12 protein-coding genes are annotated in these 11,859 nt (G+C 70.3%); 8 read left to right on the forward strand and 4 right to left on the reverse strand.

The genetic code is table 11. The annotated features are described in order from the left end of the window. Together ACWGIG_RS09310 and ACWGIG_RS09315 are read left to right on the forward strand one after the other, a co-directional pair. A complete protein-coding gene (locus ACWGIG_RS09310; protein WP_453320923.1) occupies positions 1-972 on the forward strand; it encodes an asparaginase in 972 nt (323 codons plus the stop codon). Between the two features lie 24 nt (positions 973-996). Continuing rightward, positions 997-2,331 (forward strand): GNAT family N-acetyltransferase, encoded by a 1,335-nt coding sequence (locus ACWGIG_RS09315; RefSeq protein WP_453320924.1) that lies wholly within the window; start codon positions 997-999, stop codon positions 2,329-2,331. A 103-nt stretch (positions 2,332-2,434) separates the two neighbouring features. Here the strand turns inward: ACWGIG_RS09315 and ACWGIG_RS09320 are convergent, their stop codons facing one another. Next, entirely contained in the window at positions 2,435-2,620 is a 186-nt protein-coding gene (locus tag ACWGIG_RS09320) for a hypothetical protein (protein WP_453320925.1), read from the reverse strand. 272 nt (positions 2,621-2,892) lie between these two features. Between ACWGIG_RS09320 and ACWGIG_RS09325 the strand changes: the two genes are divergently transcribed. Continuing rightward, positions 2,893-3,738 (forward strand): winged helix-turn-helix domain-containing protein, encoded by an 846-nt coding sequence (locus tag ACWGIG_RS09325; protein ID WP_453320926.1) that lies wholly within the window; start codon positions 2,893-2,895, stop codon positions 3,736-3,738. A 71-nt stretch (positions 3,739-3,809) separates the two neighbouring features. Here the strand turns inward: ACWGIG_RS09325 and ACWGIG_RS09330 are convergent, their stop codons facing one another. After that, positions 3,810-4,001 (reverse strand): hypothetical protein, encoded by a 192-nt coding sequence (locus ACWGIG_RS09330; RefSeq protein WP_362423258.1) that lies wholly within the window; start codon positions 3,999-4,001, stop codon positions 3,810-3,812. Between the two features lie 187 nt (positions 4,002-4,188). On the opposite strand from ACWGIG_RS09330, the gene ACWGIG_RS09335 reads away from it, so the two are divergent. From ACWGIG_RS09335 to ACWGIG_RS09355, 5 genes are all read left to right on the forward strand, one after another. Next, complete coding sequence (locus tag ACWGIG_RS09335) at positions 4,189-5,085, forward strand: winged helix-turn-helix domain-containing protein (RefSeq protein ID WP_453320927.1); 897 nt, start codon at positions 4,189-4,191, stop codon at positions 5,083-5,085. Next, on the forward strand, positions 5,085-5,837 hold the full coding sequence (locus ACWGIG_RS09340; RefSeq protein ID WP_453320928.1) for an HAD family hydrolase: 753 nt from the start codon (positions 5,085-5,087) through the stop codon (positions 5,835-5,837). The genes ACWGIG_RS09335 and ACWGIG_RS09340 overlap by 1 nt, the downstream gene beginning before the upstream one ends. Before the next feature lie 289 nt (positions 5,838-6,126). After that, on the forward strand, positions 6,127-6,975 hold the full coding sequence (locus ACWGIG_RS09345) for a winged helix-turn-helix domain-containing protein (RefSeq protein ID WP_453320929.1): 849 nt from the start codon (positions 6,127-6,129) through the stop codon (positions 6,973-6,975). Positions 6,976-7,140: 165 nt separating this feature from the next. Further along, complete coding sequence (locus tag ACWGIG_RS09350) at positions 7,141-9,390, forward strand: aminoglycoside phosphotransferase family protein (RefSeq protein WP_453320930.1); 2,250 nt, start codon at positions 7,141-7,143, stop codon at positions 9,388-9,390. Between the two features lie 29 nt (positions 9,391-9,419). Beyond that, complete coding sequence (locus ACWGIG_RS09355; RefSeq protein ID WP_453320931.1) at positions 9,420-10,304, forward strand: hypothetical protein; 885 nt, start codon at positions 9,420-9,422, stop codon at positions 10,302-10,304. 48 nt (positions 10,305-10,352) lie between these two features. Here ACWGIG_RS09355 and ACWGIG_RS09360 read toward each other — a convergent pair whose 3' ends face one another. Then, positions 10,353-11,102: an ABC transporter permease gene (locus ACWGIG_RS09360; RefSeq protein WP_453320932.1), complete on the reverse strand. Its 750-nt coding sequence runs from the start codon at positions 11,100-11,102 to the stop codon at positions 10,353-10,355. Further along, a partial coding sequence (locus ACWGIG_RS09365) for an ATP-binding cassette domain-containing protein (protein WP_453320933.1) occupies positions 11,092-11,859 on the reverse strand: 768 nt, incomplete at its 5' end. The genes ACWGIG_RS09365 and ACWGIG_RS09360, both read right to left, overlap by 11 nt.

Genomic DNA, 11,859 nt, shown 5'->3' on the forward strand with positions numbered 1-11,859 from the left:
ATGACCCCCACCGCCACCGCCACCCTCCCCGCCATACCCCCGGTTCTCGCCGAAGTCGTCAGGTCGGGCTTCGTCGAGGGCCATCACAGGGGCTCGCTGGTGGTTCTGGCGGCCGACGGCAGCGTGGAGCACGCCCTCGGCGACGTGGCCGCTCCCGTCTTCCCCCGCTCCAGCAACAAGCCGATGCAGGCCGCCGCCGTGCTGCGGGCCGGGCTCGACCTCTCGGGGGAGCGCCTCGCGCTGGCCGCCGCGAGCCACTCGGGCGAGGGCTTCCAGATCGATCTCGTACGCAAGATGCTCGGTGAGTACGGGCTGACCGAGGGCGATCTCCAGACGCCGCCGGACCTGCCGCTGGACCCCGTCGAGGCCGAGGCGTACCTGGCGGCGGGCAAGGTCCGCGAGCGGGTCACCATGAACTGCTCGGGCAAGCACGCCGCGATGATCGCCGCGTGCAGGCTCAACGGATGGGACACCGGGGCGTACCTGGAGCAGTCCCATCCGCTCCAGCGGCTGGTCCTGGAGTGCGTGGAGCGCGCGAGCGGGGAGAAGGTCACCGCGATCGGTACGGACGGCTGCGGGGCCCCGCTGATGGCGCTCAGCCTCACCGGTCTCGCCCGCGCCTTCCGGCACTTCGTGCTCGCGGCGGAGGGCACCCCCGAGCGCCGGGTCGCGGACGCGATGCGGGCCCACCCCGAGTACGTGGCGGGCACGCGGCGCCCCGACACCTGGCTGATGCGGGAGGTGCCCGGCGTGCTGTCGAAGATGGGCGCCGAGGCCGTGCAGGCGGTGGCGCTGCCGGACGGCCGGGCCCTCGCGTTCAAGATCGACGACGGGTCGGGGCGGGCGCTCGGTCCGGTCCTGGCCAGGGCGCTGGAGCAGTTGGGCGTACAGGGCGAAGTGGTGGCCAGGATGGCGGACGCGCCGCTGCTCGGAGGCCCGGTCAGGGTCGGCGAAATACGGGCGACATTCTGAGGAACGGGTGCATAGCGTGGGCGGATGACTGCTCACGCTGCCGCTGACCCCGCTGCCCCTGTCCCCGACCCCGCTCCTTCCCCGGCCGCCGATTCCGTAGAGGTACGGCCCGTCACCGAGGCCGAGTTCGCCGACTGGGCGCGGGCCAACAACACCGGCTTCCTGATGGCCCAGCCGTACTCGGCCGAGGACATCGAGCTGCGGCGTGCGCGCGCCGACCTGCCGCGCTCGCGGGGTGCCTTCGAGGCGGGGCGGTGCGTGGCGACGTACCGTTCCTTCGCCCAGCAACTCACCGTGCCCGGCGGACAGTTCGTGGCGGCGAACGCGGTCTCCAGCGTCACCGTCTCGCCCACCCACCGGCGCCGTGGAATCCTCGGCCGGATGATGGGCGCGGACCTCGCGGAGGCGAAGGAGCGCGGCGACGTGGTCGCGACGCTGATCGCCGCCGAGTACCCGATCTACGGGCGGTACGGCTTCGGGCACGCGACCTCGACCACCGTGTGGGAGATCGACACCCACCGCACCGGCCTCGACCCCCGGTGGGCGGCCCCGGAGTGCGGCGGGCGGATCGACCTGGTGGACCCGGCGGACGTCCGCAAGATCGGCCCCGAGCTGCACGAGCGGTTCCGGGCGGGCCAGGTGGGGGCGATCGACCGGAACACGGCCTGGTGGGAGTCGCGGACGGGGCTCGCGGAGTACTCGTTCGACCCCTACCGGCCGACCTTCTTCGCCGTGTACCGGGCGCCGGCCGAGCGGGGCGGCCAGGTGGAGGGGCTGGTCGCCTACCGCTCCGACGACAAGTGGGGCGACGGCAAGCAGCCGCTGAACACGGCGCAGGTGAGCAACCTGACCGCCACGACCCCGGCGGCCGAGCGCGCCCTGTGGCACTTCCTGTGCTCGGTCGACTGGGTGGCGAAGGTGCGGACCGGCTACCGCGCACCGGACGACCTGCTGCCCGAGCTGCTCCCCGACCCGCGTGCGGCACGGGTGGTGACGGGCGCGGACTGGCTGTGGGTGCGGGTGCTGGACGTGGTACGGGCGCTGGAGGCACGGACGTACACCAGGCCGTACGAGGGCGGCGGCTCGGTGGTGCTGGAGGTGCGGGACCGGCTGGGCCTCGCCGCGGGCCGCTTCCTGCTGGAGGTCTCGGCGGACGGGGCGGGGGTCTGCACACCCACCACGGAGAGTGCTGAACTGACCCTGGACGTAAGGGAGTTGAGCGCTCTGTATCTCGGTGGCCGGTCGGCGGTGCGGATGGCGGCGCTGGGCCTGGTGACGGAGGAGCGGGACGGGGTGGCGGAGCGGGTGGACGGGCTGTTCAGGACGGTGCGGGAGCCCTGGTGCCCGGACATCTTCTGAGGTGGGTGCGCCTGCTTCTGAGGTAGGTGCGCCGGCGCTCCCCCAGTGCGCCGACGCACCTGGCGCCCCCGGTCCGGCCCCGGCGAGGGGCGGGGGCGCCGGCTCAGCCGACGGCCGACTGGCCGAGGATGACGAGGGCGACGGCGCCGATGCTGAGGCAGGCGGTGTTCTTCGTCTTGACGCCCACGGTCAGGAAGCCGACGGCGGCGACTCCGAGCAGGCCGAACTTGTCCTGGACCATTTCGCCTACGAAGTAGACGCCGAGGGCGAGGAGTGCGACGAACGGCATGGTGATCACTCCCTGAGGGCTGAGCGGTGGCTGAGCGGGTGATGGAGCGAGTGGTGAAGCTTGGCGAGTCTCCCGCCAACATCCCTGTCGTGACTCCTAGTTGAGCCATCTGGAGGGAGTTGGTGACCAACTCTGATGAAGTTGTCCCCACTGCCCAAGAACTTTTAACCAGGTTCGCCAACAACTCCCGTTAGATGGCGTGAAGTTGTAGTGTTCTGGTTGTGAGCACAGCTGGCGCTGCCGTGAACGGTCGGAAAAGGTCGCACCGAGAAGTGGCCGATGCGCTGCGGGCCCGGATCAGGGCCGGGCAGCTGCGTCCGGGCGACCGCATGCCGACGCAGGCCGAGCTGTCCAGGGAGTTCGAGGTGGAGCGTGGCGCGGTCCGCCAGGCGCTCCGCATCCTCCAGGAGGAGAATCTGCTCATCAATGTGACCAAGGGTTCTCCGGCGACGGTCGCGGACGACGCACCCGCCGCCCTGACCCCGCACGCGGCGCCGCCGCAGCCGACGATGGTGGCGCTGGCGTCGAGGATCACGGAGGCGTTCCAGGCGGACCACGTGGAGATCGACGCGCTCTGCCTGACCGCCGTCTCCCTCACCCTCGCCTTCGGCGAGCCGCTGCGGCTGATCCACGAGGGACGCATCAAACCGGCCAAGGTGACCGTACGGGTACTGCTGCCGAGCCGCGACATCGATCTCGCCTTCCCGACGCCGGTCGCGGACGGCAGCGACGCCCGGCTGCACCAGCGCTGGCTCTCGCAGCGCAACGCGCAGGGCCAGGTGCTGCGCCACAACCTCCGCAATCTGCGCCGTACGCACGGCATCGACGTGCACATCACCTTCCGCGCGCTCCCGTTCACGCCGCCGGTCAAGCTGTACCTGCTGAACGGCTCGGAAGCGCTCTTCGCGTACTACATGATCACGAAGCAGCAGGAACACTTCGACGACCACGAGCCGCTGGAGATGTACGACACGGTGGGCACGCGGTCGATGCTGTTCCCCTTCGACCGGGACGCGGGCGGCCAGCGGGACTCGACGTTCGTGGAGCAGTCGCAGCTGTGGTTCGACGCGATCTGGAACACGATCAGTCAGGACCTGACGCTGGCCTCCGAGGTGTAGGTCCGAGGGCGTCACGAAGCCAGGCGTCACGAAGCCGGGCGCTACGAAGCCGGGCGTTACGAAGCCGGGCGTTACGAAGCGGCGGGCCCGACCACTTGCAGGGTGAGCACGGTCGCCCCCACCCCGGCGCACGCCGGGCTCTTGGCCTTGGCGCCGATGCCGAGCAGTAGCAGGCCGATGGCGCCGGGGGCCCCGTAGCGCCACTCGACGAACTTCTCGAATCCGATGACGACGACGGCGGAGAGCAGCAGCAGAGCAGGCATGGGGGTCCCTCCCTCGGGAGCAGCGCTGGAGCGGATGGCGGGGGAGGCGACGCTGCCTCTGCCAGGGTTGCCAACCAGCTTTGCCAAGTGGCAACCAACTACACCGAAGTTGTCCCCACTTGGTCGCGATCCATAAACAACATCCCAACAACTCCCGCTAGATGGCTGCTAGTTGTAACGTTGTGTCGTGAGCGACGTAAGCAGTTCAGGGAACGGCAGAAAGCGCTCGCACAGGGAAGTGGCCGACACCCTGCGCGAACGCATCCGAAGAGGCGACATCAGGACCGGCGAGCACATGCCGACCCAGTCCCGGCTGGCCGAAGAGTTCGAGGTGGAGCGCGGCACGATCCGCCAGGCCCTGCGCATCCTGCACGAGGAGGGCCTGCTGACGGAGGCGACGAGGGGCGCTCCGGCCCGGGTGGCGGCGACGGCTCCGTCGACTACCCCGTCGGCGGGCGGAGACCCGGCGGGTGGTCAGCCGCAGCAGACCCTCAGTGCGCTGGGCCCGCGCCTGACCCAGGCGTTCGCGGCCGAGGACGTCCGGGTCGACGCACTGAGCCTGACCGCGGAATCGCTGATGCTGGCGATGGCGGAACCTCTCCGCCTGATCCACGAGAACCGCATCAAGCCGCACAGCGTGACGGTGCGCGTCCTGCTGCCCGCACGCAACATCGAACTCGCCTTTCCCAAGGGGGTCGGGCCGGGTGAGGGGGGCCTGGTCCACCAGCGCTGGCTCACCCAGCGCAACGCCCAGGGACAGGTCCTGCGGAACAACCTCCGCAACCTCCGCCGCTCGCACGGCATCGACGTGAACGTCACCTTCCGGGCGCTCCCCTTCACCCCGCCCCTGAAGCTGTACGTCCTCAACGGTGTCGAGGCGCTCTTCGCGTACTACACGGTCGCCAAGCGGCAGGAGGAGATCGAGGAGATCAATCTGGAGATGTACGACGCGCTGGGCACGGAAGCGGTCCTCTTCGGCTTCGAATCGGATGCGGGGCCCCGGGACAAGGCCTTCGTGGGCCAGTCCGCAAATTGGTTCGACGCACTCTGGAACACCATCACGTCGGACCTGACACTCTCCTAGTGACCTCAGAAACGACCGACCTGACCACAGACCTCGAACAGGTGGCGCCGGTGATCGAGCAGGCAGCGCACTCGATCACCGGCGCCACCTGCGTCCTCTTCGACTTCGACGGCCCGATCTGCGGGCTCTTCGCCGGGCACCGGGCGCACGACATCGCCGACCGGCTGATCTCCTGGCTGGCCGGGCGGGGCTTCCAGGTGCCGCTGGGTGAGGAAGAACGGCAGGACCCGCATGCGGTGCTGCGCGCGATCGGCGTCGCACATCCCGAGAGCCGGCTCGTCCTGGACCTCGAAGAGGCCCTCACCGACGAGGAGTTGCGTGCCACCCGGTCCGCCGCCCCGACCCCGTACGTCGACGAGTTGATACGGGAGTGGTCGGCGCGCGGCGTCCCCCTGGCCATCGCAACCAACAACTCCCCGAAGGCGGCGGCCCGTTATGTGTCCGACCGCGGTCTCGACGGCTGCTTCGAGCACCACATCTACGGCCGCACCCCCGACCTCGACCGCCTCAAGCCGGACCCGGACTGCCTCAACAGGGCCCTGCGCGCGCTGGACGCCGACCCCGCCAAGTCCCTGATGATCGGCGACACCCCGTCCGACCTGTACGCGGCCCGCCGCGCCGGCGTCCCCTTCCTGGGGTACGCGAAGGACGCCCGCCGGGTCGCACGGCTGCGCGACGCGGGAGCGCAGGCGGTCGTGGACTCGCTGGAGGAAGTCCTGCTGCTGGTCGTGGAGCCGGGGCCGCGGGCCTGAACGGGTCGTGTGTGGCCGTTCAACGGGCCCGCTGGCTGTACCAGTAGCCACCGAAGAGGAGGCCGAGGGTGAAGAGCTGGACCTCGCGGGACTGGGCCATCGCGTCGGTCAAGAGGCCGAGGAGTTGCATGAAAACGTTCCCTCCCTGGGGCCATCAACCTTCCAATTGGGCTGATTGGCTTGGTGGGTTGGTCCCCGGTGCCGCAGATCGACTAACCGAATCATTCCAACTTCCTTCCAGTGCAGCGCAATTGGGTTGCGAACGCCGCGGGCGAGGTACGTTCTTGCTGTGACGAGTGCACCGGTCGGTGGTGGCGAGGCGTTCCAACGTGTGGTTGCGGCGCTGCGTACCGCCATGTCCGACGGGACGTACACCGTCGGTTCGCTGCTGCCGCCGCAGCGGGAGCTCGCCGAGCGGTACGAGGTGTCCCGGGACACCATTCAGCGCGTACTGAGGGAACTCGTCAGCGAAGGCTGGATCGAGACGCGGCAGGGGAGCGGCACCAGGGTCATCAAGGTGCAGCGGATCCACTCGGCATCGCCGGGGCCGGGCCTGCTGCAGACCGTGGTGGGAGAGGCGTTCCGGGCCGACGAGGTCGGGCTCGACGTCTTCAGCCTCACGGCCGAGACGCTGAGCACGCATCTCGGTGCCCAGGCGAGGCGGGTGCGCGAGGGGGAGATCTCGCCCCGGCGCATCGCGATCCGGCTGATGCTGCCCGACGAGAGCATGGCGATGCCGTACCCCAGCCCCAAGGACGGCACGGCCGATTCCAGGCTGGCGCTCCGCATGCACGAACTCAGCGCGCTGCACTCCAAGTTGATCGTGGTCAATCTGGAAGGGCTGCGGCGGGACCGGCTGGTGCCCGATGTGTCGGTGGAGATCAAACGGGTCCCGTTGACCCCGCACTCCAAGCTCTACCTCTTCAACGGGACCATCGCGCTCCAGGGCTACTACAAGGTCGTTGAACGACGGATCGAACTGGACGACGGCGAGGAACTGGACACCATCGACGTCCTCGGTCTGCGTGCGGCGCTCTTCCGGTACGAGAAGGACGCGAACGAACGCTCCCTGGGCTCGCTCTTCGTGGCCGACTCCCAGGAATGGTTCGACTCCGTGTGGGACCTTCTGGCGACGTAGGGCTCGTACGGCCGTCGGCCAGTCGCGTGGATGTGCCGGAATATGAGGCCCCGCACCCGCCGATGGGAAGATCACTGATTCGAAGGCGCACGAACACATCCCAGTGGCCACTAGGGTGACCCTCCTATTCCTGCCGTCGAGTGCGTGATCCAGCGGGAGCGTTACGTGGGAGATCTCCCCGCGGCCGTGCGGCAGGCGCCGAAGCCCACTTCGGTGCACGTCTACGACGCGTTCGTGGCGCAGGCGATCCGTACGGGCGAGATGACCCGCGGCTTCCACAACCGGAACTTCCGGGTGCCGCTGACCGAGCCCATGGCCCGGCTGGTGGACCGTTCCCCGGGGACGTCGGTGAAAGTGCGGCTGCGGGCCCCCGAGGCGCTCCCCGTGGTCATCAGGACCTGGCAGGACGAGTCGCAGATCCTCGACGCGCTCAAGGGGGTGCTGCCGCACGTCCCGCAGTGCCTGGCCAAGCGGGGTCATTCCGCGGTCCACAGCTATGTGGAGGGCGTTCCCCTCTCGACCATCTGCCCCAACGGCAAGCCCCTCGACAGCCGGCTCATCGACGCGCTGGCGGGCCTGCTGGCGCAGATGGTCTCGGTGCGCCGTGAGGACCTGCCCCCGCTGCCGGCCCAGTGGCCGCGCGACGGACACTGCCGCACCTTCCTGCGCAGGCTGGCCCAGCTCACCAACCGGGACGTACGCCAGGCCAATTGGACCGAGTTCGGCGGGCTCTTCGCGGCGCTCGGCATTCCGGAGAACGCGATGCTGGAGTTCGCGGAGCGGGTGCCTCCGATGGTGCGCCGTCCGTTCAGCCTGCTGCACACCGATCTGCACCGCGACAACGTGATCTTCTCGTACCACGGGGCCCCGCCGCTGATCTGCGTCGACTGGGAACTGGCCACCTACGGGGACCCGTTGCACGACCTGGCCACCCACCTGGTGCGGATGAAGTACCCGGCGCACCAGCAGGAGGAGGTCAAGCGGGCCTGGTTCCAGGCCATGCGCCGGATCAGACCGGAGGCCGCCAACGGGATGGAGGTCGACCTGCGCCACTACCTCGACTTCGAACGGGCGCAGTCGGTCTACCCGGACGTGATGCGTGCGGCCCGCCTGCTCGGTTCCGGCCGGAAACCCGTCGGGCTTGAGGAGGCGACGGATTCGGTGTGCCGGGCCCTCGACGTGGCGAGTGGACCGTTGCGGCTGGCCGGGGTGCCGGAGCGCGCCGAGGTCGAGCGGATCCTCTACCGGTGGCACATGGCCTGGGCCGGCGGCCAGGAGGGCGGGCCCCGCAGGGTGCCGCCCAACCACTGGCGGGTGACGGATCCCGGGTTCGTCCAGCCCCCCGGGTTCGACTCGTTGGCCGTGGACGAGGTCCTGGCGGCAGAGGGGGCGGCACCGTCGCGCCAGGTCTTCAAGGGGACCGGACACCTCAACACGGTGGTCCACGCACGGAGCGCGGACCGGCCCGTCGTGGTGCGGCGCAAGCTGAGCTCGCACACGCGTCGCGAGCCCCGTTTCCTGGCGGAGCACGAGGTGCTCCTGGCGCTGGAGGAGGCGAACGGGCGGATGGCGGGTGCCGGGGTGCGGGTCCCCCGGGTGCTCGCGCTGGGAGAGAGCTGGCCGAAGGACTGGTTCGCCATCCACTCGTACGAAGGGCCGGCCGGTGGTCCCCCGCAGCATCCGGTGGACGGGCTGCTGCCGTGCGAGGCCGACGACCTGGTCGACCAGCTCGGGGCACTGGCCGGCGCGGACCTCGCGGGGCTCGATCCGACGACGGGGCCGGAGGGCTTCTACCACTGGCTGTGCGAACGCCTGGTGGAGCTGGTCGGCGCACTGCCCAAGGAGTCGCTCCAGTTGGCAGGGGTGCTCGGCCTGCCCAACGCACTCCGACTGAAGGAGATCCTGGCCCAGCGGACGGTCCGGCCCCGGACCCCGGTCCTGCTGCACGGCGACCTCAACCCCTGGAACCTCATCCGGGGGTCCGTACGCGGCCAACTGACCATCATCGACTGGGAGATGGCCATGGTCGGCGATCCGCTCTACGACCTCGTGCGCCACCTCCATCTGACCCCGCACAGCGTCGAGATCCGGCAGCGGATGCTGACGCGCTGGCAGACCGTGCTGGGCAGGTGCGGCGCGGACTTCGTGCAGGGCTGGGAGCACGACGTGCACACGTACCGGTGGATCGAGATCGTGCGCTCCGCCTACATCGACCTCGACCGGCTGGTGACCGGTGCGAGCCTGGACGCCCCCAATGTGCGCCGCGCCGTGGACTCGTACGCGATGACGCTCCAGGCGGCCACCGCCTCGCTGGGGCTGCGAGGCTCCCGGGTCCAGAACCCGTACCTTGCCCTGGCGCTGCCCCGGGGCGAACATGGGACCCCCCGTCCTGGTGCACGGGGGGATTTCCAGTGAACCGCCTTGGCTGACAGGGCAGTTGGGGGATGCTCGTGGCGGGGGGAAGCGGCGGGCGCAATACGGGCAGGAGCCTGCGGGCGTTCCTCGCGCGCGTGGAGTCGGTCGGCATCCGGGCGATGCTCCTGGGGATCTTCGTCGTCGGGCTGGTCGCCCAGTTCGTGAAGCCCGTCGGGGACCTGCTCCAGGACAAGGCGTTCATCGGGGGTGCGCTCTTCAGCCTGGTCGCGTACGTGCTGTACGACCTGCTGAAGAAGCTGGTCGACGCCGGGCAGGCCACCGACCGGCTGCGGATCAACACGCGTGAGCTCGGGCCTTTCGTGGCGGACGCGTTCGCCGCCCGCGAGGTGAGCATCCGCTTCATCGGGTACACCGGGGAGACCCTGTTCCACGAGTTGTACCACCGGCTTGAGCCCTTGGTGTCGTCCCCGGGGCAGATCCGCAAGGTGACCATCCGCATTCTGGTGCCCGACTTCTCCGTCGAGATGGCCGTGCCGTCCGCCGTCGGCCCGGACGGCGCACCGGTCGACCTTCCCGAGTTCCGGGCCCGGGTGGCGCGCTCGTGCCGGGACTACGAGCAGCAACTTCAGGGCTTGGCCGAGCAGTTCGCGATGGTGGGACGGGTGGAGGCCCATTTCGAGTACCGGCGCTTCCGTGGCATCCCGCGCGACAAGGTCTGCATCCTCAACGGCAAGGTGGTGCTCCACGGCCTGTACGACGTGACGACGCGTCAGCGCCACCACGAACTGGGTCGGGAGATCTACGACCCCAAGGGTTTCGACACCAACCTCCACGTCCGCTCCCGCAAGGAGGGCACCGTCGAGGCCGAGGAGACCGTCGACCACTGGGTCAAGCACTTCGACGGGATGTGGCGACTGGCCGAAGTGTCCCCGGCGCCCCTCCCGCCGCCTTGAGCCCACCCCGTGCGCCACGTCGGGCTCACCCCGCGCGCCACGTCGGCTTCACCCCGTCCGCCACCTGAACAGCACCCCCGAAGCCGCCGCCGACACCCCCAGGATCCCCGCGCACCACGCCAGTGCCACCCACGGCGCGGTGCCCACGTCTGTGCCCAGGAGCAGGCCGCGGAGGGATTCGACGACCGGGGTGACGGGTTGGTGGGCGGCGAAGGCGTGGAGCCAGGTGGGCATCGTGTCGGTGGGGACGAAGGCGCTGCTGGGGTAGGGGAGGAAGCTGACGAAGAAGGTGAAGCCGCCCGCCGCCTCCGGCGACTTGGCGAGGAGGCCGACCGCGGCGGAGAGCCAGGAGAGGGCGAGCAGGTAGGCGAGGAGGACCGCGGCGGCGGTCAGGGCGCGGAGCGGGGTCGTGGTGGGGCGGAAGCCGATGGCGACCGCCACGGCGAGCACCAGGGCGGTGGAGAGGGCGTTGCGCAGGACGCTGGCCGCGACGTGGCCCGCGAGGATCGCGGCGCCGCCCACGTCGAGGGAGCGGAAGCGGTCGATGATGCCGCCCTTCATGTCCTCGGTGACCGTGGTCGCGGTGGTGGCCGCGCCGAAGCCCGCGCAGAGGATGAGGACGCCCGGGGTGACGTAAGTGACGTACTGCGTACCGGTGTTGATCGCTCCGCCGAAGAAGTAGACGAAGATCAGCATGATCATGACCGGCAGGGCGAGGGAGGTGATGAGGGCGTCGACGTTGCGGCGGCTGAGGCGGATGCCGCGGGCGGTGAGGGCCAGGGCGGTTTCAGCGGACATGGTGGGTGGCCTCCGGCCGGCTGTCGCTGCTGCTGCTGCTGTGGTCGGTCAGGGCGAGGAAGACGTCGTCCAGGGTGGCCGTGCGGACCGTGAACGAGGCGATGGCCGAGCGGGTGGGGTCCAGCTCGTCGAGGAGCGCGCGGACGTGCGCGGCCGAGCCGTCCGTGGGCAGGCCCAGCGTGCGGGTGTGCGGCGTGTGGCGGACGGCGCGGGGCGCGAGCTCCGTGTAGGCGGCGGCGGTGGACAGGGTGAGGTCCAGCCGGTGGCCCGGGACCCGTGACTTGAGTTCGGCCGGGGTGCCCTGCGCGGCCACCCGGCCTTCGTGGAGTACGGCGATCCGGTGCGCCAGCTCGTCGGCCTCTTCCAGGTATTGGGTGGTCAGGAAGACCGTGGCGCCCGCGGCGGAGAGTTCGCGGACGGAACTCCAGAGGGAGCGGCGGCTGCGGGGGTCCAGGCCCGTCGTCGGTTCGTCGAGGAAGAGGACGGTGGGGGAGGCGACCAGGCCCGCCGCCAGGTCCAGCCTGCGGCGCATGCCTCCGGAGTACGTGGCGACAAGGCGGTCCGCGGCGTCGGTCAGGCCGAAGCGGTCGAGGAGCTCGTCGGCGCGGCGGCGGGCCGCCGCGCGCGGCAGGCGGCTCAGGCGGGCCATCATGCGGAGGTTCTCGGCGCCCGTCTGGCGTTCGTCCACCGCGGCGAACTGGCCGGTCAGGCTGATGGTCGCGCGGACCTTGTGCCGGGCGGGCGCGACGTGGTGGCC

It is taken from the genome of Streptomyces sp. NPDC054863 (genome assembly GCF_053610825.1).

What these genes read in the sequence shown, in the direction of transcription:
- ACWGIG_RS09360 (WP_453320932.1), bottom strand. Translation starts at nt 11,102, where the DNA reads ATGTCCGCTGAAACCGCCCTGGCCCTCACCGCCCGCGGCATCCGCCTC.
- ACWGIG_RS09330 (WP_362423258.1), bottom strand. Translation starts at nt 4,001, where the DNA reads ATGCCTGCTCTGCTGCTGCTCTCCGCCGTCGTCGTCATCGGATTCGAG.
- ACWGIG_RS09310 (WP_453320923.1), top strand. Translation starts at nt 1, where the DNA reads ATGACCCCCACCGCCACCGCCACCCTCCCCGCCATACCCCCGGTTCTC.
- ACWGIG_RS09315 (WP_453320924.1), top strand. Translation starts at nt 997, where the DNA reads ATGACTGCTCACGCTGCCGCTGACCCCGCTGCCCCTGTCCCCGACCCC.
- ACWGIG_RS09355 (WP_453320931.1), top strand. Translation starts at nt 9,420, where the DNA reads ATGCTCGTGGCGGGGGGAAGCGGCGGGCGCAATACGGGCAGGAGCCTG.
- ACWGIG_RS09320 (WP_453320925.1), bottom strand. Translation starts at nt 2,620, where the DNA reads ATGCCGTTCGTCGCACTCCTCGCCCTCGGCGTCTACTTCGTAGGCGAA.